Here is a 23314-nt window from a genome sequence, read left to right as displayed (position 1 = left end):
ATTCGCTCGGACTCTTCTGCGGACGCGGCGCGCTGCGCACCGCGTTCGCTTCTGCACCACCGCTTACGCGGCCTTGCGTTTCGACAACTGGTTGATCAATGCCTGATTGAATGCGGGCAGGTCGTCGGGTTTGCGGCTCGAAATCAGGTTGCCGTCTTCGACCACTTCCTGATCGACCCACGTACCGCCTGCGTTGCGAATGTCGTCCTGCAAGCTCGGCCAGCTCGTGAGCGTGCGCCCTTTCGTGATGCCCGTCGACACCAGCAGCCAACCGCCGTGGCAGATCACTGCGATAGGTTTCTTCGCGCTGTCCGCCTCTTTCACAAAAGCTTGCGCCTGCGGCAGGGTGCGAATCGCATCGCCGTTGACGACGCCGCCCGGGAGGACCACTGCGTCGTAATCACCCGCGCGCACTTTGTCAAAGGTCGTGTCGACTTCAACGCTTTCGCCCTTATCAACGTGCTTGAAGCCCTGAATCGTGCCAGACTTTTCGGAAATCACGTGCACCGTGGCGCCTGCTTCAGTGAGCGCGCGTTTCGGCTCGATCAATTCAGCCTGTTCAAAACCGTCCACTGCGAGTACTGCGACTTTGTATCCATCCAGCGTGTTCGACATCGTTGCTCTCCTTCATTTCAACCGGACCACTACGATCCGTCGCTACATGACAGGCAGCAAAAGGCGTGCCCATACACGCACGGGCGACTAGCGCGCCGTGCCAGGATACGAAGCGCAATGCGCGCTTCGCCAATGCGTTCTCCACCGCGCAATTACAAACCTTGCGGGTCTTCGTCGAGGCCGTCGTCGTCATCCTCCGCCATCGGATCGATTATCTGATCCGGCTCGACGTCGGCGTCGGGCGTGAGCGTCGAGTCACCGTCAGCCGACGCTCGCTCGCCCGTTCCCGCGCGGTCGGTGTCGGTGGCAAGCTCGCTCTCGCTCGTTTCGAGCGCGTGGTTATCGAGTTCACTATCGATATCGAACGCATGGCGTTTTGCTCCGGCGACATCGCTGCCGCTATCGGACGAGTCGCTCGGCCCAAGCCCGCCGCTGGTTGCGGTTTCCTGAACGACGTGTTGCGGCTCTTCATCGGGGTTCAGTGTGCTGCTCATGGCACTCTCTCCTTGTGACATTCGTGCGCGCGATTCGCGCTCGTGCTGTCCGTTTCGCAAGGATTGTTCCGCCGGGCACGGCGACGCACCTCCGATCGCTCGAAGCACTGCGGGAGGCACTGCATAAGCACGGCAGCGTAGTCGTGCGAATCGCGATTGGTAGGGCGACGTGGCGATCCACATGCGGCGCCCGACGCGGCCGGCCTGCGACCGGCAAACAGCCGTTGCGCACGCCTGCACCGTGGGCACTGCCTTTGCTCTAGCATGACACCGGCGTGTCATGCGCCCCACGCTTGAAACTTCTACTTGCGACGATGCCTGCTACCACCGCTTCTCATTCGACTCAACCCAGCCCCACGCGCTCCGTGCGCGGCGATCGCAGCGAGCGCCGTGACGACAGCGCCACGCCTGCCGCCCCGCCTGCAATGCCACCGGGCCTGCGTCACGCGGACGACAGCAAGCCCGGCATTACGCGCAAACGCGACAAGTCAGGCTTCGTCTATTACGACGCCGCAGGCAAGCGCATTACCGACGAAGACGAGATCAAGCGCATCAATTCGCTCGCCATTCCGCCCGCGTACGAGGACGTCTGGATATGCGCCGACGCACGCGGCCATATCCAGGCGACGGGCCGGGATGCGCGCGGCCGCAAGCAGTATCGTTATCACCCGCACTGGCGCGAGACGCGCGACGCAAATAAATACGAGCGCATGGCTGAATTCGGCCGCGCGTTGCCGAAGATTCGCGCGCGTGTCGCGCGCGATCTCGCGCTGCCGGGCATGCCGTGCGACAAGGTCATCGCTGCGATCGTGCAGTTACTCGACACGACGCAGATCCGGGTTGGCAGTGTCGAATATGCGCGCGAAAATCAGTCGTACGGTCTGACGACGTTACGCAAGAAACACGTAAAGATCGAGGCGGGCCATCTGCGTTTCCGCTTTCGCGGCAAGAGCGGCATTGAACACGACGTCACGGTAGACAATCCGCGAGTGAAGCGGATCGTGCGACGCTGTGCCGAGTTGCCGGGTCATGACCTGTTCCAGTATCTCGACGACGATGGCACACGCCGCACCGTCGGTTCCGCGGACATCAACGATTACCTGCGCCGGGCGAGCGGCGCGGACTTCACGGCGAAGGATTACCGCACCTGGGCGGGCAGCGTCTATGCGCTCGCCGCGTTGCGCCGCCTGATCTGCAACAATGCCGCGGAGGCGCGCAAACATATCGTCTCCACCGTGAAAGAAGTGGCCGCCATGCTGCGCAATACGCCGGCGGTATGCAAACGCTGCTATATCCATCCTGCGATCATCAGCGCGTTCGAAGCCGATGAGCTTCAAACCCTGCCGCCCGGTCAGTCCCGCCGCGGACTGCGCGTGGACGAAGTTGCATTCGCCGCACTGCTGGCGGTTGCCGAGAAGCGTGCGGCAAAACTCGCGCGGCAAGCCGGCGCGAAGGGTCGCAAGGTGCGCGAAGCGCAGGTGACCGAAAGCATCAACGGATCACTGACGAGCCTGCTGAAGAAGTCGAGGACAGTACGCAAGGAAGCGGCGGCAAAGGCCGACGCGAAAGCCGGCGTGAAGCCGGCACGAGGCACGGGCAGCGTGCGCTCCGCAGGCGCTGCACGGGAGCTCAAACAGGCGGCCAGATAAGAGAAGAAGAATGGTTGTGGCACGCCGCCGCAACGGCGTGCCATACGTGTTTACGCGATCACTTACTGGCCTTTCGTGTCACTGCTTGCGTCCGCACCAGGCATGTTGGTCGAGTCGGTCATCGGCTTCTTGGTTTTCGACTTCGACATATGATTCATCTTCATCGAGCCGGAGCTCATCGCGCCCGTGGACGCGCTACCGCCGGTCGTCGGCGCGGCCGTCGCGGCCCCATGTGCATTGCCCGACCCGCCCGTTCCACCATTACCGCCGTTACCGTTGCCACCGCCCGCTTGTGCGAACGCCGCGCCCGACATGGCGATGAGTGCGGATACCAGCAATGCTTTTGAGTGTTTCATCTTTATCTCCCTGAGTGGATGGACAGCGTGCGTGATTCCGGTCTTTAAAACGCAGAAGACCGCGTCACTGCTGGTTCTGATTCGTGCTACCTGGAGCCACCGGACATAGAAGCGGACACAGAGGCAGGCCGCGAGTCGGCTTGCGCGCTGTCGTGCGCCTGGTGCTCCCGACTGTCACTAAGCAAGGGGCATGCCGCACGCAACGTGCGCTGAATCGCGTCGGCCGAATTCCCACGACTTGCAACTTGGCCGCATGGTCGGCGAGCGAAATAATTTCAAACAAGGCTGCACGCCTTACGCGACGCCACCCACGGCGATTGAACCGTGTTTCACAGCGACTCCAAAGCGCCGAAGCGCAGCACGAGGAACAGCGGTTGCTCGCTCATCGTCACCCAACCTGTAAGGAGTCTCATCATGCTCAATCAGACACAGACACAAGGCACGCAAGGCGCCCGGATCGTCGGCAAGGGCAGCGCGACTGCGGAAGGACCGGGGCCGGACGTGATGGCCGCCGCCACATTGGACGGCAACAAGGTGATCAGCAGCGACGGCGAGGATATCGGCAAGATCAAGGACATCATGCTCGATGTCGGATCGGGTCGCATTGCTTACGCAGTGTTGTCGAGCGGCGGGTTTCTTGGCATCGGCGACAAGCTGCTGGCCATTCCCTGGCATGCGTTGACGCTCGACACGCAGCAGAAATGCTTCGTCCTCGACATGACGGCCGAGCGCGTGAAGAACGCGCCGGGTTTCGACAAGGACCACTGGCCCGCGATGGCGGATCAGACATGGGCGACCTCCGTGCATCAGTACTACGGCAGCGAGCCTTACTGGGGCCGCGCCGCGTATGAACGCGACGACGTGGGCGTGGGCGATATTCCGGCAGGTTCGTCGGACGCGCCCGAAGCTGGCGGACTGAAGCTCTGATGCCCCGCCCCGGCGTTACGTCTCGCGTGACGTAACGCATACGGCAGGGCGCGACGCTTGTTGCGTGCCGTCGCTGGATCTGGCTTTCGCCAAGTCGATGCGCCGGCTGACCGCGCCGCGGCCAGCCGGCGCGTTTCATTCGAGCACGGGCGCGAACGAAACCGCGCACGAGACGACGCACTTCGTATCAAGCCGACGCGCACTGCCGCATCGGTCAGAGCTGCACTCGAATTCAATTCCGAACCTGAAAACCGCATCGAGGAGGCGGCATGCCTACGCAAAAACCGACCCGTAAGTCGAAGCGCACCGTGGCGCGCGGCCGTTCAGGCCGGCCACCGCGTCAGCGGCACGCTCACGCGCGTGCCGCGCATCGCACGAAAGCCGGGAAGCCACGCACGGGCACACAGAAGTGGTCGCAGCACGTGATGGAAACCAGCGACGCGATGGATCTCGAACACGATATCTTCAAGACCGGCAGCGCCGAATCCATCGCCCAGTCGCTCAAACACTCGTCGACAACGAGCCGCCGCCGTAAAGGCACGCCGTACCAGTCGGCCATGTCCATGCTGAACTTCTATATCAATCGCGCGGGCAGAAACCTGCCCAAATCGCGCCGCGAGACTTTGCAGCAGGCCAAGCGCAAACTACGCGAAGCATTCGGTCGCGCGCCGTGACCTGATTCGTGAGCGTCGCGTCCGGCGCTTCGCCCTTTTCAACCGGCAGGCATGCCTCCACGCATGCCGGCCCCATACCGGATGCTCATGCACGAAACTCTGTGGTTCCTCATCGTCGGCGCCGTACTCGTCTTCATGGGCGTAGCGGCGACGAGCTTCCGGCGGCTGCCTGTCAGCGCCGCGATGTTCTATCTTGCGATCGGCTACGTCCTCGGTCCGCCCGCGCTTGGCCTGTTGCGCCTCGATATGGTCGCCGACGCGCACGTGCTGCGCATCATCACCGAAGTCGCGCTGCTGGTTTCGCTGTTCGCGATCGGCCTGCGCTTACGGCTGGGTGTGCTCGACAAACTGTGGACTGTACCGCTGCGGCTCGGCTTTCTCGCCATGCTCGCAACCATTCCGCTGCTCACGCTCTTCGGCGTCTATGTGTTGCACCTCGGCTGGGGACCGTCGATATTGCTCGCGGCGATACTCGCGCCGACCGACCCTGTCCTCGCCCATGACGTGCAGGTACACAACCCCGGCGATCATGATCTGTTGCGCTTTGCGCTATCCGGCGAGGGCGGCCTGAACGACGGCATCGCGCTGCCCTTCGCCATGATCGGGCTCACGCTTTGCGCGATGCCCGAGCCCCATGTCGCCGACGTACTCACGCTGCGATTCGTGGGCAGCGTCGCGTGGGGCGTCGTGGGCGGGATCGCGATCGGCGCCGCGCTCGGCTGGGCCACCACGCATGCGGTCACATGGCTGCGCACGCGACACGCGCAGGCGCTCGGGCTCGAAGGCTTTTTCGCGCTCGGTCTGATCGAACTGTCATTCGGCGCCGCGCAATTTGCGCATACCTATGGCTTTCTCGCTGTCTTCGCGGCGGGCGTCGCGATGCGGCGCGTCGAACATCGCGCGAGCGGAACCGCGTCCCCGCAACAGGCGATCGGTACAGTGGACCTGGAAGACGTGGACGCCACCGCCGCCAATCCGAGTAAAGCGCATGCTTACATGACGGAATCCGTGCTCGGCTTCACGATCGAGCTGGAGCGCATCGCGGAGGTCGCAGTGATGGCGATGGTCGGCAACGTGCTCGCTACCTTGAAAACGCCACTCTTCACCTGGCAGACCGTGACACTCACTGCCGTGCTGTTTCTGCTCGTGCGACCGGCCTCCGTCGAGCTGTCACTGATCGGATCGAGCGCCACGGCAACGCAACGCCGTTTGATGGGCTGGTTCGGCATACGTGGGATCGGCTCGTTTTACTACCTTGCCTACGCACTGGAGAGCAGCGCTGGCGCCAACGTCATTCAGCTGGTACCGCTTGCGCTCGCGGTAGTGGCGGCTTCGGTGGTGATTCATGGGGTGTCGGCTACACCGCTGATGAACTGGTACCACTGGCTGCGCAGCAGCGAAAACTAATGGCACCGGCGAGATAAGCAGGCAAACCGCCGGCACCGTCGCCGGCAACTTCATGCTGTTAAAACTCAACAGGCAGACAGCCAAACCTTTTCACTATGAATCGGGTGTCAACTTTTGCGGCTCGCCACTCACTTCATGTGTGGGCAATGCATGCGTCGGGCATGTTCTCAACAACCAACTCATCGTATGTCCGATTTGGCCTAGGCGAAAAAAGCAGAAGGGACTCTAGTCGCATTACACAATCTTATTTAAGATAGCCGCTAACTCAATAAGAGAGCGCGACGACCTCGATGCGACCGTACCGGGTGTTCTTGAAGGTCCACGCGCATGACCTAGTTCAATGACGCCACGTGGCTCGCGTTCCTTATTCAGCGCACTATTGCGACCGCCTGCGCAAACGTTGTCGTCATCCGGACCGCGGAGTTTGGCCGCACTGCTTTCCCCGCTATCCAGCGCGGCATCAATCGCGCACCGTTTTAACCAGCGCGCAATGGAGAACGTGATTCTCGCGGCGGCGTCCGTTCTGCCCGGCTTGTCTGTGGCGTTCTTGTTCTTCGCGATGCTGTCGAGCGTCGCGGTTCATGCCGCCACCGCCGGGGCCGCCGCGCCGCCGCAGTCATCACGGACGGACGCCGCGCAACCTGCGTCGAGCGCGGCGTCCTTCGCGCTCTATTACGGCAAGAATCCGCCGGTCGAATTACTCTCCGCTTACGACGCCGCCGTGGTCGAGCCCGACAGCGGCTTCAATCCGTCGGCGCATGCATTGCCCCACACCACGTGGTTCGCCTATGCGAGCGTCGGCGAAGTGCAGCCGTCGCGCAGTTATTACGCGGCGCTGCCCAAAGCATGGCTTGCCGGCCATAACGAAGCGTGGGCTTCGCGCGTGGTGGACCAGAGTCAGCCGGAATGGCCGGCCTGGTATGTAGACCACGTGATCACGCCGCTATGGAACAAAGGTTATCGCGGTTTTTTTCTCGACACGCTCGATTCCTGGCAACTCGTCGCGAAAACGGACGAAGACCGCGCGCGTCAACAGGCGGGCCTGATTGCAGTGATACGTGCAGTAAAAGACCGTTACCCGAATGCCAGGCTGATTTTTAATCGCGGCTTCGAAATTCTGCCGCAGGTTCACGACCTGGTTTATGCGGTCGCATTCGAGTCGCTGTACCGCGGCTGGAATCAGTCCGAACAGCGTTACACGAACATTTCGCAAGCCGATCGCGACTGGCTGCTCGGTCAGGCGGCAACGATCCGCGATCAATATCATCTGCCCGTCATTTCGATCGACTATTGCCCGCCCGCCGACCGTGCCTGCGCAGAAGACACGATCGCGAAAATTCGTGCGCAAGGAGTCATACCGTTCGTGACCGACGGCGCGCTCGCGACGATGGGTGTCGGCGCGATGCAACCGGTGCGACGGCGCATTCTCGTGATCCAGGACCCGCCCGCGCGAACCGACCTGAATGTATCGCCGGGCGTGCGCTTTCTTGCCATGCCGCTTAACTATCTCGGCTACAAGATCGACTACGCCGACGCCCGCGATCCGCTGCCGCAAGGCGATCTGCGCGACCGGTATGCGGGCGTCGTGCTGTGGATGAATAACGACGCGCCGCGCGCGACGGAATTTCGCGCATGGCTATCCACGCAGATCGACGAGGCCATGCCGGTAGCGATCTTTACGTCCTTCGGCATGCAACTCGATCCGGCGCTCGCACATAAGCTCGACCTGGAAGTGGTGTCCGGGCAGCCGTCGAACGGCAGGCTCGACGTCGAATCGTTCGACCCGGCGCTGATGGGCTTTGAAATGAAGCCTCGCCCCGATCCGCACGACTACACCGCGGTGCGGGTCGGCCCGCATAGCCGCTCGCTGTTGCGGCTGCGCTCCGGCAACTTCGTGATCGACGGGGCCGCGCTCACACCGTGGGGCGGTTACGCGATGCGGCCGTTCGGCGTATTCGACCTGGGCGCGGTGAACCAGGCGCGCTGGGTCACGCAGCCGATCGCGTTCCTGCAAGCAGCGCTGCGCCTGCCCGCCGATATGCCGGTGCCCGACACCACGACCGAAAACGGCCGCCGCTTACTGATGTCGCATATCGACGGCGACGGGTTCGCGTCGCGCGCCGAATTCAGCGACCACGGCGTAGCCAACACCGACGCCGCGCCGCAGTATTCCGGCGATGTGCTGCTGCGCCTGCTACGCGACTCCGGCATGCCGACCACCGTCTCGCTGATCGAAGGCGAAGTCACCGACGAAGGCCCGTACAAGGCCTTCGCCGCGCACCTGCGCTCGCTCGGCCGCCGCCTGTTCGACCTGCCGAATGTCGAAGTGGCGACCCATACTTACACGCACCCGCTGCAATGGATGCGCGTGACCGGACTGGGCGTATCGAACAGGGACACGCCGACCGAAGGCGGGAGTCAGACCAGCAACACCGGGCTCTCGATCAGCATTCCCGGCTACCACTTCAGCATCGACCGGGAAATCGAAGGTTCGATCGATTACATCGACCGGCAGATCGCGCCGGCCACGAAGCCCGTGCGCATGGTGTTGTGGAGCGGTGATTGCCAGGTGCCCGCTCCCGTCCTGAAGGCGGCCTATGACGCGGGCGTGCTGAACATGAACGGCGGCGACACGCTGATTACGAAGCGCTATCCGAGCTGGACCGCGATCGCGCCGCTCGGCGTGATGAAAGACGGCTACTACCAGGTATTCGCGCCCAACCAGAACGAGGAGTTGTACACCGACCTGTGGCACGGTCCGTACTATGGCTTCACGCGCGTGCTCGAAACCTTCGCGATGACGGACGAGCCAATCCGCTTCAAGCCGATGGACATCTACTACCACATGTTCTCGGGCACCAAATACGCGTCGCTGAAAGCATTACAGGACATTTTCGACACGGTGCTGAAGCAGCCGGTCAACCCGGTGTTTTCGTCGGAATACGCGCGCAAGGTGCTGGACTGGCTCGACATGAGCGTGGCTCGCGACGGCGACCGTTGGGTCGTACGCGACGCCGGAGCGCTTCGCACCGTGCGCCTGCCCGCCGGCCGGGTGCCGGACATGGCGAGCGCAACCGGGGTGGCCGGCTATCTGCCCGGACCGGGCGGCACTTATGTCCATCTGACGGGCGGCGAAGCGAGCTTCACGGTGATCGACGCGACACGTGCGCCGCACGTGCCCTATCTGGCCGAAGCCAACGGCAGGATCGACCATTTCGAACGCACGGCCGGCGGCTTTTCGTTCGACCTGCACTCGCGAATTGCGCCGCAGCTACGCGTCGCCAACGCAGGCGCCTGCCGCGTCAGTCGCCACCCTCTTTCCAACGACGCCCACCAAGTGCATGTCGACGTCGCCTGCGATATCTGATCGTCAGCGGCTCTTCTCGCCCGCTGTGATTCTCGTGCTCGGCGCGCTGACCGCGCTGATGCTGGTGCTCGCCTTCCCGCGCGAAAAGCTGGAGGCGCGGCTGCTCGGCAGCGCTCCGGCCGACGGTTTGACCATCGCGTATCTGGAAGCGTGGTTGCGCATCGATCCGGACAACACGGAGGTGTTGTCTGCATTGACGCGCGAATATCTGAAAGGCCAGCGTATCGCCGAGGCGTCGCGCGTGCTCGAACGGCTGCAGCAATCGCAGGATCCGGCGGCACGGCAACGCGCGTTGGCGATCCGCGTGTCGATCGCGCAGCAGCGTCTTTATGCATTGAAGCCGGACGATCCCGCCCGCGCCGCCCGTTTGCGTGAGCTCGATGCATTGCTGCGCGAGGCGCTCACCTTTTCATGGGACAACGAGCAGCTCGCGCTGCTCGCCCGCCAGGCACGCGGTCTGAACGACAGCGAACTGGCCGCGCGTTTCTATCGCCAGTTGATCGCACACGACAGCGCGCACGCGAGCAACTGGCTGGTCGATCTCGCGCAGGTCGAGCTGGGTTCCGGGCAGTATGCGGCGGCGGCGAACGCGTGGTTCGAAGCGCAGGATCACGCTCCCGACCGCGATACCCGTCGCGCGCGTTTCATCGCGGGCTTGCAGGCTTTGCGGGCGGGCAATGATCCCGCTGCGGCAATCCAGGCGGCGAGCACGCATCTCGGCGATCTCGCCGACGATCCGCAGACGTTGCGTTATCTCGCCAATCTCGCGCTCGCGGCGGGTCGGCCCGATCTGGCCGAGCAGTATGTGAAACGCCTGCTCAAGATGTCGGCGGTGCGACGCGGGAACGTGCGGCTCGCGGCGTTGCATGGGGATGCGAGTGCGAACGCAGTGAACGCGGCGAACGCGGCGGACAACGCGATAGAAGCGGACAACCTCGTCGAATATCGCGGCGCGCTGGGCGTCTGGCTACGCAGCAGCGCCTGGCAGCGTCCGCAGCGGCACGCGCGAGGCGTTCGCACGGCGCTGTTGTCGTCGAATTCATGCGACGGAACGCACGGCCACCCGTGCAGCGCGCGAGTCGTGCAACTGCCGCTCGCAGGTTCGTTGAAATCCGCGCATCACGGCGCTGGCTTCATCAGGATCGCGGCGGCGACGCAACGCGCCCCGGCGGCCTCGGCCGCTGCGCCGGCGTCCGCCACCGCGCCGGGCGCTGAAAGCGATGACGAACTCGGGTACCGCGTTTTCCTTGCCAATGGCGACGTCGCCGGCGCGCAACGGATTGCGCAAGCCGCGCTCGACACGGACCCGCAGTCCGCGCTCTGGCGCGGCCGGCTTGCGCAGGTGGCCGAGTGGAATCACCAGCCGCAGATCGCGCTGCGCAATTACCTGGCGCTCGCGCAAGACAACGGCGACGCGAACGCATGGCAGCAGGTCGCCCGTCTTGCACCGGGCTTGAACGACAACGCCGCGATGCTTGCCGTCACGCTGCATCAGTCGGCGCAGCAGCCCGACGACCTGAAACTGATCGACGCCGTGGTGTTTTCCTACGAGCTGCTCGCGGACCCCGACAGCGCGTTGCGCTTCCTGCAGTCGCGGATGCACGGCGCGCAGCGCCGCGCGGTTATCGAGCGCTACGCACTGATCGCCGGACGCAAGGGCGACGACGAACTTGCGTTGCGCACCTATCGCGAGCTCGAACGCGAATACGGGCCCGACAGCGGCTACGCGTTGCAGATCGGCACGATACTCTACACACGCACGCAGTTCGACGCCGCGCTGGCCGCAATGAACGAAGCCAAACGCGCGGCGCCCAATACCGATGCGGACTTCTGGCGCTTCTACGCGCTGCTTGCCAGCACGCTCCAGCATCCCGGCGAAGTCAATGTCGGCTATCGCGCGCTGATCGCGGGCGGCAACGCGGAGGCCGACGATTACGAGAGCATGATCGGCTTCTATAGCGATTCGCCGCTCGACGCGGGCCGTCTGGCCGAATACGCGTTCCGCCACGGCGGGCCGCCGCGCACGTTGTCGCAGGCGCTATATAACTATCAGCGCGCGCGGGCTTGGGGCCGGATTCGGGCGTTGCTGTCTTCACTGTCGCCGCAGGAACTGGCCGCGGCCGAACAGTCCGCCACGTTTCTGCTCGCACGCGCCGAATACGAGCGGCAAACGGGTTCGCTCGACGACGCCGAGCGCGACATCGAACGCGCAGCCGCCCTTGCACCGGAGAATACCGAGGCGCGCGCCGCCTATCTGTGGATGCTCAACGACCGCGGCACCGATGCCGAGCTGCGATCCGCGCTGCGCCGCTATTCGGGCGCGGCCGAGAACAACGCGCAGTTGTGGGCGCCGTATGCCGCCGCGTCGATGCGGCTCGGCGACGGCCGCGCGGCGCTGCACTATCTGCGCAAGCAGGTGGGTGAGGCGGGAGTCGCCCAGCAAAGCCCCCTGTGGCGCCTCACCTATGCGGACGCGCTGGAATTGAACAATCGCGTCGACGAAGCGTGGCAGTTGCGCCGCAGCGTCTGGCTCGAACTCGCGCGGCGCCGCCATGATCCGTCTGACGCGAATGCGCTCGCCGCCGCCGAACAGGAAGACCTGCGCGGCCGCTATGTCGCGCTCAGCACGATGTTCGACAGCGGCGACCGCTCGCGCGCCGTGCTGATCGACCTGCTGTGCGCGGATCGCGCCGCCGATACCCGGACGGATCACGCACAGCAATCGGAACTGGGCGACATCGGCATGTTGCCGCCCGCTCAGCGCGCCGCGATCGTCAAGGAACGGCGGGTGTACTCCGCGATTGCGCGCGAAGCAGCGATTTCGTGGGCACAGGCGCACGACGCGTCCGACATGGAACGCGCGTGGCTGGAAAAACAGTACATCCAGCGCAGCACCCGCCCGGTCTACGCGGAGGCGCAGCTCGCGATCAACGACGGCGACGTCAACGAACTGTCGCGCCTGCTCGATACGCTGCCCGATCTGATTCCGCGACAGAACAAGGTCGACGCGCAAACACTGACGGGCCGCAACGCCGATGCGCAAACCACCGCGTTCGACTCGCTCACGCAATTGCCGGACGACAGCGTGATGCACGGCCAGTTGCACGACCGGCTTCTGAGTAACGCGCAGGCCGTCGCGCCGTCGGTGCGTTATAGCGATCAGGGGCCGCTGCGTTTTAGCGAAGAATCGTTGACGGGCGGCGTGCGTCTCACGCCTTCGCAGGCGCTGCAATTGCGCTTTCGCGAGCGCGACCAGTCGAGCGACGCCGCTTCGTTGCCCAACGTGCCGAACCACGACCGCCTGCTCGAAGGCGTCTATCAGCACAAGGGTCAATACGACGAGGAACATGTGATCGTCGGCCGCCGCGAAGCCGTGACAAATTTCGTGACTGCGCGCGTGGAAGGCACCTATGCGGTCGATCCAAAACTCACGCTGACGTACGCGGCCGGCTACAACCAGGCCGCGACCGAAACGACGCAACTGACCGTGGCCGGCGTGAAAGACCTTGCTTCGGTCGGCTTCAACTACCGGCTCGATCCGCACTGGTTTGGCGGCGGCCGTTACGAATACGACCGTTTTCATGGGCAGGACCGCTCGTCGCTCGGCGACGGGCATCTGGTCGAGCTGAACGCTGGCTACAAGATCAAGGCCGATTATCCGGACTACACGATCCGCGCGGTGTTCACACACGGCCAGTACAGCGCCAACGGCACACCGGGGCAGGCGCTGCACGACATCCTGCCGCCGGGCGCCAGTTTCGACGCGCAGGCCTTCATGCCGCAAACCTTCACGCAAGGCGGCCTGCTCTTTTCGTTCGGCGACGATCTGCCGGAAAACTACTCGAAGGCATGGCGCCCGATGTTTTCCGCCGGACCACTGCGCGACTCGCGCGCCGGCTGGTCCGCTCAGGTAATGGGCGGGCTCGTGGGCAGTCTGTTCGGCGGCGACCAGATGCTGATTTATGGGCTGTATCAGGGCGCGTCGTCGAACCATTCGACTTCGGTGAAGGAGCTGGGTGCGCGATATCAGTGGCTGTACTGAATCGGAAATGCAAGCGTGTGAATCAAGCCTGTCTGACTGGAGAGCGAGATGCATCAAGTAAAACAATTCCAAACGACGCGCCCGGTTGCGCGAGCCGCCGTATTATCGATCGTGCTCGGCGCGACGCTCGGCGGCGTGCTGGCCGGCTGCTCGGTGATCGACCGCAGCGCTGCTCCCGCGTTGTCGAAGAGCGACACGTGGGCGATCCTGCCGATTGCCAACAACACGGAGACGCCGCAGGCCGGGCAGCGCGCCGCATCGATCGCGCAGAGTCTGCTGGCGTCCTACGGGTACGGCAATCTGGCGCGCTACCCCGCGAGCGCCGACGACGAAACGCTGTTCGACCCGGCGAAGCCGGACGCGCAACAGAACGCGCTGAACTGGGCGCGTCAGCAGAACGCGCACTATGCGCTGACCGGCGCGGTCAACGAATGGCGCTACAAGGTCGGCGTGGATGGTGAGCCGGCCGTCGGCCTGACGCTGGAAGTACTCGACGTGCAAAGCGGCAAGGTCGTCTGGAGCGGCAGCGGCAGCCGCACCGGCTGGAGCCGCGATGCGGTTTCGGGCGTCGCGCAGAAACTCGAGCGCGACCTGCTCGGCCCGCTCGCGCGCTGACGGCTTCCGGTTCCAGCCATGTCGCGCAGTACACGGCAACCGCAGGTAAAGCGCGCTATCCGGCGCGGACCTTGCCGCGACCGCTCAATCGCAATCAGAAAGGCATCGCCATGAATACGCGCGCTCCCGATCAATTTGCGCCGCGCACCCGGATCAAGCGCCGCCAGGCACAGAGCGTCGGCGCTGGCTCGTGGTGGGCGCGGCTGATCTCGCCGCCGCGCGGTTCCATGCACCGGCGCGCGGTGACCACACTGGAGTCGGTTCTCGCGACGCTGCTCGCCATTGCGCTGTGCTGGTTGTTCCGGCCGCACAATCCGTTGCTGATTCACGTGGGTTTCGGCTGGATCTGGATCGTGCCGATCGTGCTGGCACTGCGCTATGGGTCGATCGCCGGCGCGTTTTCCGGCTTGATTCTGCTTGGCGCGTGGTACGTGCTTTATCCCGGGGCGGATGTGTCGTCGATCGGTTCGATCGCGCACTCGCTGCTCGAATCGCCGCCGGGTGCGCAGGCTTTTCCGGTTGGCTTCTTCTTCGGCGGTTTCGTGTTTACGCTGCTGTGCGGGCAGTTCGGCGACGTCTGGATCACGCGGCTCGGCCAGGCGCGCATGGCCAACGACTATCTGGCCGAACGTCTGTCGATCCTCACGCGCAACCAGTTCCTGCTGCGGCTCTCGCACGAACGGCTGGAGCAGGATCTGCTGGGACGTCCCGCCACGTTGCGCGATTCGCTGGCCCGTATGCGCGCCGTGACGATCTCGAAGGAGCCCGCGATCGCACAGCGCGGCGTGGTCGATCTGCGCGGTGCGCAGCAGTTTCTGGATACTGCCGCGCAGGCCTGCCAGCTCGAAGGCGCGCGCCTTTATGCATGGCGCGACGGCAAGCCGAACGCCGACGCCGCAGCGTGGATCGGCTCCGCCTTCGATCTGGAGCCGGACGATCCGCTGGTGCGTGAAGCGCTGGAGACCCGCACGCTCGTGCATATCGAGTCGGGCGCGCAGGAATCCGGCGCGCCGAGCCGCTATATTGCATGCGTGCCGCTCGTCGATGCCATGAAGGAGCCGGTCGGGCTGCTGGTGATCGAGCGCATGCCGTTTCTCGCGCTGACTCGCGACAACCTTCAGTTTCTGCTGGTGCTGTGCAACTACTACGCGGACGGTGTGCGCCACGCCGACGTCACGCGCGACATGCTCGAAGCGTTTCCCGATTGCCCGTACGAGTTCGCGCTGGATTACGCACGGCTCGTCCATCTCTATCGCGATACCCGCGTGCGATCGTCTTTGGTGGGACTGGTGTTCGACGGGCGTGACGCAAGCACGACCTGGTATGAACACGTGTTGCGCACGCGGCGCGCGCTCGACGTGCAATGGGCGCGCGGCGACGGTCAGCACCGCACCATTCTCACGTTGATGCCGCTCTCCGGCGAAGGCTCGATCGACGGCTATCTGCTGCGGATCGAAGACAATCTGCGGGCGCAATACGGGGTCGACTTCGAGTCGGCACGCATCGCGGTACATACGATGGTGATCGCGGACGAAGAACCGGTGGCCGCGTTGCGTCGTCTGCTGGAGCGCTGCGATGCGCGCGGCTGAACCCGCTTCCGCGGGCCGCGAGGGCGCAGACGCGAATGCGCGGCGCCCTTCACGCATCGGCGCGTGGTTGGCCCTGCTCGCCGGCGCAGCAGGGCTTGCGTTGCAAGCCGTCGCATTCGCGATCGCGGCGCACGGCGCGCCGGACAGATCGGCGCAGGAACTAGGCGGTCTGCCCGCCGACATCCCGTTCACCACCCCAGCGCTCAATACCCGCTTACTGCTGTTGTGCCTCGCCATACAAGCCGTGGCCGCGCTGCTGATTTCGCTCGGCATCGCGCGCGCGATGCCGCTACGCTATCGCACGCCGCGCAAAGGCGTGCTTGCCGCGTTGTGGTTCCTCAATTTCGCGGTGCCGATTGGCGGCATTGCGTGCACGCTCGGTGCGCTCGGCATTGCGCGCCTTTTGCCGCGCCCGGCCGCGCGCTTGCCGGTTACGCAGATCGACGAACCGGAGTTCGCCGCGAATCTGATCGGCAACGTCGCGTATGGACGCGGCGCGCGTCTGAAGGCCGAATTGCAGAACGCCGATGCCGGCACCGCGTTTCGGATGACCGCGCTGCTGGCCATGCAATCGATGCCCGCGCGCACCGTCTCGCCGCTGCTGCAAGGCATGCTCTCCGACCCGCTCGACGACATCCGGCTCCTCGCTTACGGCATTCTCGACAACCGTGAAAAAGCGCTGACCAAACAGATTCTGGAGGAGCGGCCGAAGCTCGACCGCGCGCAGCATCCCGAGCTGAACGATGTCGACCGGCGCCGCGCGAACAAGGCGCTTGCCGAACTCTATAGCGAACTGATCTACGAACATCTCGTGACCGGCGACGTATATCGCAACGCCGCCGATCAGGCCGAAGGCTTCGCCGCCGCGGCGCTCGCGTCCGACCCCGACGACGCTTCGCTGTGGCGCCTGCGCGGCCGCCTCGCGCTCGACCGGCGCGACCTCGACGCCGCCGACACCATGCTGCAACGTGCGATCGACTGCGGTTTTCCACGTGAGCGGATGCTGCCGTATCTCGCGGAGGCCGCTTACCAGCGGCGCGATTTCGCGCGCGTGCGCCGCCTGCTCGGCGAAATGGACAGCCACGCCGGCGGATCGACGATGCACGCCGTGCTCGCGTTCTGGCAAGCCCGCGACCGGCCCGCCGCGCTTGCCACAGCGGCCGCCGGCCACGCCGTGCGCCCTGCTGCCCGCCTCGCTGGCCGGCGCACTCCCCTTTGAGAATGCCAACATGAACTCGCCCAGGTCCGCCGTGGCATCGCCCTCGCCCTCGCCCTCGCCCTCGCCCTCGCCCTCGCCATCATCCGCCGCCATGCCGGCGGCGCTGCCGCGCGCGGCGTCCGCCGATATCGGCCTCCTGCTCGAAGGCACGTTCCCGTACGTGAGCGGCGGCGTGTCGAGCTGGGTCAACCAGATCATCCGCGCGTTTCCGGAGTACACGTTCGCGCTGTGCTTTCTTGGCAGCCGTCCGCAGGATTATCCGAAGATGTCGTATGCGCTGCCGGAGAACGTCGTGCATCTGGAAAATCACTACCTGTACGACTTCGCGCCGCCGCCGATGGTCCAGCGCCACGAAGGCGACCCCGCGGCTTTCATGCAGGCCGCGCAGATGCACGACAAGTTGCGCAATCCGGCCATGCGTCAGGCGGCGGGCCGCATGCTCAAAGACATGCTCGACGATCTGCGTCCGGGCGGCGCGCTCGGCGAAGAAGCGTTCCTGTACTCGAAGGAAGCGTGGACCTATCTGACTGACCAGTACCGGCAGTTCTGCACGGACCCGTCGTTCGTCGATTATTTCTGGACCGTGCGGATCATGCACAAGCCGCTCTGGCAGCTCGCGCGAATCGCGGAAGGGTTGCCCAAGGTGAAGATGTTCCATACCGTCTCCACCGGTTACGCGGGCTTTCTCGGCGCACTGCTGCGCTATCGGCACGGCCGGCCGCTGCTCGTGTCGGAGCATGGCATCTATACGAAAGAGCGCAAGATCGACCTCTTCCAGAGTCAGTGGATTCGCGACAACCGCAGCATTTTCGAGCGCGACGTGTCGCAGATCGGCTACTTCCGCGACCTGTGGGTGCGTTTCTTCGAGACGCTCGGCCAGGTCTGCTACGACGCCGCCGAAGACATCATCGCGCTCTACGAAGGCAACCGGCGCCGGCAGATCATCGACGGCGCACCGGAACACAAGACCGCCAACATTCCAAACGGCGTCAATCTGCCACGCCTCGCGCCGCTGCGCGCGCAACGCAGCGCCGAGGTGCCGAAAACGCTGTGCCTGATCGGCCGCGTGGTGCCGATCAAGGACATCAAGACCTTCATTCGCGCAATGCTGACTGTGGTGCGCCAGATGCCCGACGCGCAAGCGTGGATTGCCGGCCCTGAGGACGAAGACGTGTCGTATGCGAACGAATGCCGCGCACTGGTCGAAAGTCTTGGCTTGCAGGACAAAGTGAAATTCCTGGGCTTCCAGAAAATCGACGAGCTGCTGCCGAAATGCGGCGTGCTGGTACTCAGTTCGATATCCGAAGCACTGCCGCTCGTCGTGCTGGAAGGCTTCGCGGCGGGTGTGCCGTCGGTCACTACCGATGTCGGGTCGTGCCGTCAACTGATCTACGGTCTCGACGGCGAAGACGCGGCGCTCGGCGCGGCGGGCCGCGTGGTGCAGATTGCCGATCCGCGTGCGTTGGCGGAGGCCGCGCTCGATCTGCTCGACGACGCCAACTGGCATGCGGCGCAGCAGGCCGGCATCGCCCGCGTGGAGCGTTTCTATACGCAGGACCAGATGGTGGGCTCGTATCGCGAACTGTACGCACGGCTGACCACACTGCCGGACGTGGAAGAGCCACAGGCGTTACCGGCTTCGCTCGCGACGCTGCATCGCTGATCGCACAACCCGACACACACGGAACGCATTGCCATGGCCGGAATCGGTTTCGAACTGCGCAAGATGCTCCGCCGCAATACGCTGCTGGGGCTGATGCAGGCTTACACCTACGCGGGACTGATCGGCGCGGGGCCGTGGGTGCTGTCGATCGTCGGCATTCTGCTGATCGGCGTGCTGAGCCTGCCCTTCGTGCTGCCGACCGGACTCATTACGCAGTTCCAGGTATCGGTCACGTATCTGATCTCGCTTTCGCTGATCCTCACCGGTCCGCTGCAACTCGCCTATACGCGTTTCACGTCCGACCGTCTGTTCGAAAAACGCGACGATCTCGTGTTGCCCAACTATCACGCGGTCGTTTTCGTGGTGACGGCCGCCGCCGCGGTGCTCGGTGCGCTCGCGGTCGTGGTGCTGTTTGCGCAGCAGACCGTGGCCTATCGGCTGTTGATGCTGGCCGGCTTCGTCGTGATGAGCAACATCTGGATCGCGACGATCTTTTTGTCCGGCATGAAGCAGTATGTGTCGATCATCGTCGTGTTTTTCATCGGCTATTCGTTCACCACCTGCGCCGCACTGGCACTGAACCGCTTTGGTCTGACGGGACTGCTGTCCGGCTTCGTGGCCGGCCAGACCGTTCTGCTCACCGGTCTGCTCTCACTGATCTATCGCGATTACCGCAGCGACCATTTCATCTCGTTCGAAGTGTTCTGGAAGAAGTACCGCTACCCTTCGCTGATGTTGACCGGTCTGCTTTACAACCTGGGCATCTGGGTCGACAAGTTCATGTTCTGGTATTCGCCGGGCACGGGCCAGCCGGTGATCGGTCCGCTGCGTGCGTCGATCATCTATGACATTCCCGTGTTTCTCGCTTATCTGGCGATCATTCCGGGCATGGCCGTCTTCCTGATGCGGATCGAAACCGACTTCGTCGAGTATTACGACGCGTTCTACGACGCGGTGCGCGGAGGCGCGTCGCTGCAACATATCGAGCGGATGCGCAACGCGATGGTGGAGGCGCTGCGCAACGGCATCTGGGAAATCATCAAGGTTCAGACGATCGCCGCGATGATGCTCTTTGCCGCCGGCACCGTGCTGTTGTCGTGGCTGAAAATTTCCACGCTCTATCTGCCGCTGCTTTACATCGACGTGATCGCAGCGAGCATGCAGGTGGTGTTCATGGGCACGATCAACGTGTTCTTCTATCTGGACAAACGCCGGATCGTGCTCTGCCTCGTGGCGGGCTTCGTGGGACTCAATGTGGTGTTCACCGCCATCACGCTGGCGCTGAATCCGGCGTTCTATGGCTATGGCTTTGCGTGCTCGCTGCTGGTGGTGGTCCTGGCGAGCCTGTATCTGCTCGATCGTAAGTTGGAGTCGCTAGAATACGAGACCTTCATGCTGCAATAAGCGTCTGCGTTCAATGACCCGACCCGATGATTCACGGCGCGCCGCGCGGGCGAGCGCCGCCAATTCGCTATTTGCGTTTCTCAAGTCGCTGCCGTTCGGCGAACGGCTTCTCGAAGGCAGTTTCATGGCGGTGCAGGCGGTGGCGGGCGCGAGCCTCGCGGTCGCGATCGGCCGCGCGCTGCACACCGAACAGGCGTTCTGGGCGGCCATCACGGCGATCGCGGTAAGCCAACATAGCTACATCGACACCCGCAAGCTGTCGCGCGACCAGTTCCTCGGCGCCATGGCGGGCGCGTTGTGCGGTCTTGTCGGCGCGACGCTTGGCGGCGGCCATTTTGCCGCTTACGCCGCGACGGTCGCCGCGGCGATCGTGATCTGCTGGATCGGCAACGTGGGCAGCGCCGCGCGCCTGGGCGGCATTACCGCGACCATCATGCTGCTTGTGCCGGGTATGGGACCGGTGTGGGACAAAGCGCTGCTGCGTCTATTCGAAGTGACGCTCGGCACGCTTTGCGCACTGCTCGTGGCGTGGATCATGTCGGCGATCGAGCGGCACGTGCTGGGCGCGCCGGACAACTCGAACGAGGGCGGCAAAACCTAGGCACCGGCCGCACCCGCCGCGCCTTCCGCGCCCTCCGCGCCTGGCTGCTTGCGCCGATAGCGTCCGGGCGTCACCCCTATGCACTGCTGGAACGCCTTGCCGAACGCCGCCTCTGACTGATACCCCACCGCTTCGCCGATATCCGCCGCGCTGCGCTGCGTGCGCAGCAACAGGTCGCAGGCGACCGTCATGCGGATCTGCGTGAGAAAGTCCATCACGGTCATGCCGGCACGCTCGGCGAAATGGCGCGCATACGTGGCGCGCGACATCGCCGCGCGCTCCCCGAGTTCGGCGATCGTCCATGCGCGTTCGGGTGCGTGCAGCATGCTTTGCACCGACGATCCGAGCCGCGCGTCGGCGAGCAGTGCCAACACGCCGGAAGCCGAAGCATTCGTCTCGCCATGCACGCGCAGCGCCATCGCGAAGAGCGCCTGACTCAACGCGGTAACGATCGCGAGCGCGCCGGCCTGGCGTCGCTCCGCTTCGGTGCGCATGAGCGCGATCACCGTTTGCAACGCATGCAGCGATTGCTCGTCGCCGAGCGACACGTGCAGTGGATCGGGCAGTGCATTGAGCAGCAGCGCCGATGAGCCCGGTGAGTAGACGAAGCGCCCGCATAGCAGATCGAGGTCGGCCGGCGCCGATGCGCTTTCGTCCTGATTGCGTCTGAGCGGCAGCATGCCGTCGTGAGCGATGGTCAGCGGCGCGGTGGCGGGCGAGCACGCGACATCACGTATCCGGTGCGCCGCGCCGCGCGGAAACAGCACGAAATCGCCCGCGCGCAGCGGCACCTGCACGCCGGCGGCGGTGTCGACCACGCACGCACCGCCGAGCACCAGATGAAACGGCGCAATGCCCGCTTCCATTGGCGCGTGGTCGATATCGAAACCGCCCGACAGCAGGCAGCGTAAATCGAGCCTCGCCTGAGGGCGCGCAAGGTCGATCAACCGGCTGAGTGTGTCCATGAGACGCCGGCGCTAAAAGTTGAGCGAATCGAGTATTCAGGATAGGACGACGCGGCGCAATACTTCCTCTCACGACGCCGGCACCCGCCGACGCGCATCAGATCAAGGAGCATTGCCATGTTGAACTGGATCGACTACCGCAAGCAACTGTTTGGCCGCATCGGCGAAATCGCCAAACTGTCGCCGGATACCGTCAAGGCTTATCAGACCCTGTCGAGCGCCGGTCAGAAGGCCGACCTGCTCGGCGCCAAAACGCGCGAGCTGATTTCACTCGCAGTCGCGGTCAGCCTGCGGTGTGACGGCTGTATCACCGTGCATACGGACGCCGCCCTCAAACAGGGCGCAACACGTGAAGAAATCGCCGAAGCACTCGGCGTTGCGGTGGCGATGAACGCAGGCGCCACGATGGTGTATTCGGCTCGCACGATGGACGCCGTTGCAGCCTACACCGCCGAAAAAAACGCGAGCTAGCCGGATAGACGCAGCAACACGCGTGGTGAACGCCGTGCGCGGCCGACGCTTTCGCCAAGCTTGCGTCGACCGTTTGCGCGGCGCACCACGCCGCGCAGGATTACACCACCTGGCGCGCCTCCTCGAGCTGTTTGCGCCGTGCTTCACCCTGGCGCGCCAGCATCCAGCCGGGGTATTCGGCGGGCAGTTCGCTCACCTTGTCGAGCTTCGCGAGGTCATCGGCGGTGAGCGACACGCCGGTGGCCGCGATGTTGTCGTCGAGCTGTTCAACTTTTTTCGCGCCGACGATCACCGACGTCACCGCGCGCTGATGCAGCAGCCACGCAAGCGCAATCTGCGCGACCGACACCCGCTTCGCGTCGGCGATCTCGCGCATGGCGTCGATACAGTCGTACGCGCGCTCGCGATTGACCGGGGGGAAATCGAATGTCGTGCGGCGGCTGCCCGCCTCGCCCTGCTGCTCGCGCCCGTACTTGCCGCTTAACAGGCCGCCCGCGAGCGGGCTCCACACCATCAGCCCCAACCCTTCACTGTTGAGCATGGGCACGAGTTCGCGTTCGAGGTCGCGGCCTGCCAGCGTGTAATACGCCTGCAGCGTCTGAAAGCGCGCGAGCCCGAGCCGCTCCGAAATGCCGAGCGCTTTCACGATCTGCCAGGCGGCCCAATTGGATACGCCGACGTACCGGACATGACCGTGCTGAACCATCGTGTCGAGCGCGCGCACCGTTTCTTCAATCGGCGTGGCCGGGTCGAAACCGTGAATCTGATACAGATCGACGTGATCGAGCTGCAAACGCTTCAGACTCGCCTTGATCCCGTCGATGATGTGATAGCGCGTGGCGCCGCGTGCATTTTGCGACGCACCGGTCGGCCCGAACACTTTGGTGGCGACGACGACCTGATCGCGTGGCACCTTGAGGTTTTTCAGCGCCTGGCCGGTGATCTGTTCCGACAGGCCTTCCGCATACACGTCGGCCGTATCGATGAAATTGATGCCTGCGTCGAGCGCGCGGCCGACGAGCCGCTCCGCATCCGCCTGTTGCAGATCGCCAATCTGCTTCCACATACCCTCGCCGCCGCCGAAAGTCATCGTGCCCAGACAAAGCTCTGAAACGAACACGCCGGTACGGCCCAACTGGTTGTAACGCATCGTTGAAACTCCTTTGGATCGGGGATCGTGAGCCGTAGAGAGTACTGCAATTGCGCTGAGTCGGCAGAGCATCGCGCAAGGCTCGCGTTCGTGCGCAATCAGCCGC

The 23314-nt window shown here is 64.3% G+C and carries 18 protein-coding genes; 13 read left to right on the top strand and 5 right to left on the bottom strand.

Annotated features, from left to right (window positions below; translation table 11 throughout):
• Positions 1 to 63 precede the first annotated feature (63 nt).
• Together AAGS40_RS18750 and AAGS40_RS18745 are read right to left on the bottom strand one after the other, a co-directional pair.
• On the bottom strand, positions 64 to 615 hold the full coding sequence (locus tag AAGS40_RS18750; protein ID WP_345816273.1) for a type 1 glutamine amidotransferase domain-containing protein: 552 nt from the start codon (positions 613 to 615) through the stop codon (positions 64 to 66).
• A gap of 152 nt (positions 616 to 767) precedes the next feature.
• Positions 768 to 1109, bottom strand: coding sequence for a chemotaxis protein (locus AAGS40_RS18745; RefSeq protein ID WP_345816272.1), 342 nt, complete (start codon positions 1107 to 1109; stop codon positions 768 to 770).
• 425 nt (positions 1110 to 1534) lie between these two features.
• Here AAGS40_RS18745 and AAGS40_RS18740 point away from each other — a divergent pair, with 425 nt between their 5' ends.
• Positions 1535 to 2758 (top strand): DNA topoisomerase IB, encoded by a 1224-nt coding sequence (locus AAGS40_RS18740; protein WP_345816630.1) that lies wholly within the window; start codon positions 1535 to 1537, stop codon positions 2756 to 2758.
• A 62-nt stretch (positions 2759 to 2820) separates the two neighbouring features.
• Here AAGS40_RS18740 and AAGS40_RS18735 read toward each other — a convergent pair whose 3' ends face one another.
• On the bottom strand, positions 2821 to 3114 hold the full coding sequence (locus AAGS40_RS18735) for a hypothetical protein (RefSeq protein WP_345816271.1): 294 nt from the start codon (positions 3112 to 3114) through the stop codon (positions 2821 to 2823).
• 414 nt (positions 3115 to 3528) lie between these two features.
• Between AAGS40_RS18735 and AAGS40_RS18730 the strand changes: the two genes are divergently transcribed.
• The 11 genes from AAGS40_RS18730 to AAGS40_RS18680 all read left to right on the top strand — a co-directional run bounded on the left by AAGS40_RS18730 (position 3529) and on the right by AAGS40_RS18680 (position 20622).
• Positions 3529 to 4041: a PRC-barrel domain-containing protein gene (locus AAGS40_RS18730; RefSeq protein ID WP_345816270.1), complete on the top strand. Its 513-nt coding sequence runs from the start codon at positions 3529 to 3531 to the stop codon at positions 4039 to 4041.
• A gap of 269 nt (positions 4042 to 4310) precedes the next feature.
• Entirely contained in the window at positions 4311 to 4715 is a 405-nt protein-coding gene (locus AAGS40_RS18725) for a DUF3175 domain-containing protein (RefSeq protein ID WP_345816269.1), read from the top strand.
• A gap of 87 nt (positions 4716 to 4802) precedes the next feature.
• Complete coding sequence (locus AAGS40_RS18720) at positions 4803 to 6122, top strand: cation:proton antiporter (protein ID WP_345816268.1); 1320 nt, start codon at positions 4803 to 4805, stop codon at positions 6120 to 6122.
• A gap of 490 nt (positions 6123 to 6612) precedes the next feature.
• Complete coding sequence (locus AAGS40_RS18715; RefSeq protein ID WP_345816267.1) at positions 6613 to 9489, top strand: bifunctional glycoside hydrolase 114/ polysaccharide deacetylase family protein; 2877 nt, start codon at positions 6613 to 6615, stop codon at positions 9487 to 9489.
• Positions 9464 to 13531 (top strand): tetratricopeptide repeat protein, encoded by a 4068-nt coding sequence (locus tag AAGS40_RS18710; RefSeq protein ID WP_345816266.1) that lies wholly within the window; start codon positions 9464 to 9466, stop codon positions 13529 to 13531. Before AAGS40_RS18715 ends, AAGS40_RS18710 begins: the two co-directional genes overlap by 26 nt.
• 48 nt (positions 13532 to 13579) lie before the next feature.
• The gene (locus AAGS40_RS18705) at positions 13580 to 14146 is read left to right on the top strand and encodes a penicillin-binding protein activator LpoB (protein ID WP_345816265.1); all 567 of its coding nucleotides are present in this window, start codon (positions 13580 to 13582) and stop codon (positions 14144 to 14146) included.
• 110 nt (positions 14147 to 14256) lie between these two features.
• Complete coding sequence (locus AAGS40_RS18700) at positions 14257 to 15735, top strand: PelD GGDEF domain-containing protein (protein WP_345816264.1); 1479 nt, start codon at positions 14257 to 14259, stop codon at positions 15733 to 15735.
• Complete coding sequence (locus AAGS40_RS18695) at positions 15722 to 16954, top strand: sugar ABC transporter permease (RefSeq protein WP_345816262.1); 1233 nt, start codon at positions 15722 to 15724, stop codon at positions 16952 to 16954. The genes AAGS40_RS18700 and AAGS40_RS18695 overlap by 14 nt, the downstream gene beginning before the upstream one ends.
• Positions 16955 to 17045: 91 nt before the next feature.
• Complete coding sequence (pelF, locus tag AAGS40_RS18690) at positions 17046 to 18617, top strand: GT4 family glycosyltransferase PelF (protein WP_345816629.1); 1572 nt, start codon at positions 17046 to 17048, stop codon at positions 18615 to 18617.
• Between the two features lie 33 nt (positions 18618 to 18650).
• On the top strand, positions 18651 to 20021 hold the full coding sequence (pelG, locus tag AAGS40_RS18685) for an exopolysaccharide Pel transporter PelG (protein WP_345816261.1): 1371 nt from the start codon (positions 18651 to 18653) through the stop codon (positions 20019 to 20021).
• Between the two features lie 13 nt (positions 20022 to 20034).
• A complete protein-coding gene (locus AAGS40_RS18680) occupies positions 20035 to 20622 on the top strand; it encodes an FUSC family protein (RefSeq protein WP_345816260.1) in 588 nt (195 codons plus the stop codon).
• Here AAGS40_RS18680 and AAGS40_RS18675 read toward each other — a convergent pair.
• Positions 20619 to 21587 (bottom strand): AraC family transcriptional regulator, encoded by a 969-nt coding sequence (locus AAGS40_RS18675; protein ID WP_345816259.1) that lies wholly within the window; start codon positions 21585 to 21587, stop codon positions 20619 to 20621. The genes AAGS40_RS18680 and AAGS40_RS18675 overlap by 4 nt on opposite strands.
• Before the next feature lie 117 nt (positions 21588 to 21704).
• On the opposite strand from AAGS40_RS18675, the gene AAGS40_RS18670 reads away from it, so the two are divergent.
• The gene (locus AAGS40_RS18670; RefSeq protein WP_345816257.1) at positions 21705 to 22058 is read left to right on the top strand and encodes a carboxymuconolactone decarboxylase family protein; all 354 of its coding nucleotides are present in this window, start codon (positions 21705 to 21707) and stop codon (positions 22056 to 22058) included.
• A gap of 100 nt (positions 22059 to 22158) precedes the next feature.
• Here the strand turns inward: AAGS40_RS18670 and AAGS40_RS18665 are convergent, their stop codons facing one another.
• Positions 22159 to 23208 (bottom strand): aldo/keto reductase, encoded by a 1050-nt coding sequence (locus AAGS40_RS18665; protein ID WP_345816256.1) that lies wholly within the window; start codon positions 23206 to 23208, stop codon positions 22159 to 22161.
• Positions 23209 to 23314 lie beyond the last annotated feature (106 nt).

The sequence above is a fragment of the Paraburkholderia sp. PREW-6R genome, assembly GCF_039621805.1.
Lineage (GTDB): Bacteria > Pseudomonadota > Gammaproteobacteria > Burkholderiales > Burkholderiaceae > Paraburkholderia.
This window is presented reverse-complemented; position numbering and strand designations above follow the sequence as displayed.

Excerpts from the sequence above, each read along its gene's own strand:
- AAGS40_RS18750 (WP_345816273.1), bottom strand. The coding sequence starts at position 615 with ATGTCGAACACGCTGGATGGATACAAAGTCGCAGTACTCGCAGTGGAC.
- AAGS40_RS18745 (WP_345816272.1), bottom strand. The coding sequence starts at position 1,109 with ATGAGCAGCACACTGAACCCCGATGAAGAGCCGCAACACGTCGTTCAG.
- AAGS40_RS18740 (WP_345816630.1), top strand. The coding sequence starts at position 1,535 with ATGCCACCGGGCCTGCGTCACGCGGACGACAGCAAGCCCGGCATTACG.
- AAGS40_RS18735 (WP_345816271.1), bottom strand. The coding sequence starts at position 3,114 with ATGAAACACTCAAAAGCATTGCTGGTATCCGCACTCATCGCCATGTCG.
- AAGS40_RS18730 (WP_345816270.1), top strand. The coding sequence starts at position 3,529 with ATGCTCAATCAGACACAGACACAAGGCACGCAAGGCGCCCGGATCGTC.
- AAGS40_RS18725 (WP_345816269.1), top strand. The coding sequence starts at position 4,311 with ATGCCTACGCAAAAACCGACCCGTAAGTCGAAGCGCACCGTGGCGCGC.
- AAGS40_RS18720 (WP_345816268.1), top strand. The coding sequence starts at position 4,803 with ATGCACGAAACTCTGTGGTTCCTCATCGTCGGCGCCGTACTCGTCTTC.
- AAGS40_RS18715 (WP_345816267.1), top strand. The coding sequence starts at position 6,613 with ATGGAGAACGTGATTCTCGCGGCGGCGTCCGTTCTGCCCGGCTTGTCT.
- AAGS40_RS18710 (WP_345816266.1), top strand. The coding sequence starts at position 9,464 with ATGTCGACGTCGCCTGCGATATCTGATCGTCAGCGGCTCTTCTCGCCC.
- AAGS40_RS18705 (WP_345816265.1), top strand. The coding sequence starts at position 13,580 with ATGCATCAAGTAAAACAATTCCAAACGACGCGCCCGGTTGCGCGAGCC.
- AAGS40_RS18700 (WP_345816264.1), top strand. The coding sequence starts at position 14,257 with ATGAATACGCGCGCTCCCGATCAATTTGCGCCGCGCACCCGGATCAAG.
- AAGS40_RS18695 (WP_345816262.1), top strand. The coding sequence starts at position 15,722 with ATGCGCGCGGCTGAACCCGCTTCCGCGGGCCGCGAGGGCGCAGACGCG.
- pelF (WP_345816629.1), top strand. The coding sequence starts at position 17,046 with ATGCCGGCGGCGCTGCCGCGCGCGGCGTCCGCCGATATCGGCCTCCTG.
- pelG (WP_345816261.1), top strand. The coding sequence starts at position 18,651 with ATGGCCGGAATCGGTTTCGAACTGCGCAAGATGCTCCGCCGCAATACG.
- AAGS40_RS18680 (WP_345816260.1), top strand. The coding sequence starts at position 20,035 with ATGACCCGACCCGATGATTCACGGCGCGCCGCGCGGGCGAGCGCCGCC.
- AAGS40_RS18675 (WP_345816259.1), bottom strand. The coding sequence starts at position 21,587 with ATGGACACACTCAGCCGGTTGATCGACCTTGCGCGCCCTCAGGCGAGG.
- AAGS40_RS18670 (WP_345816257.1), top strand. The coding sequence starts at position 21,705 with ATGTTGAACTGGATCGACTACCGCAAGCAACTGTTTGGCCGCATCGGC.
- AAGS40_RS18665 (WP_345816256.1), bottom strand. The coding sequence starts at position 23,208 with ATGCGTTACAACCAGTTGGGCCGTACCGGCGTGTTCGTTTCAGAGCTT.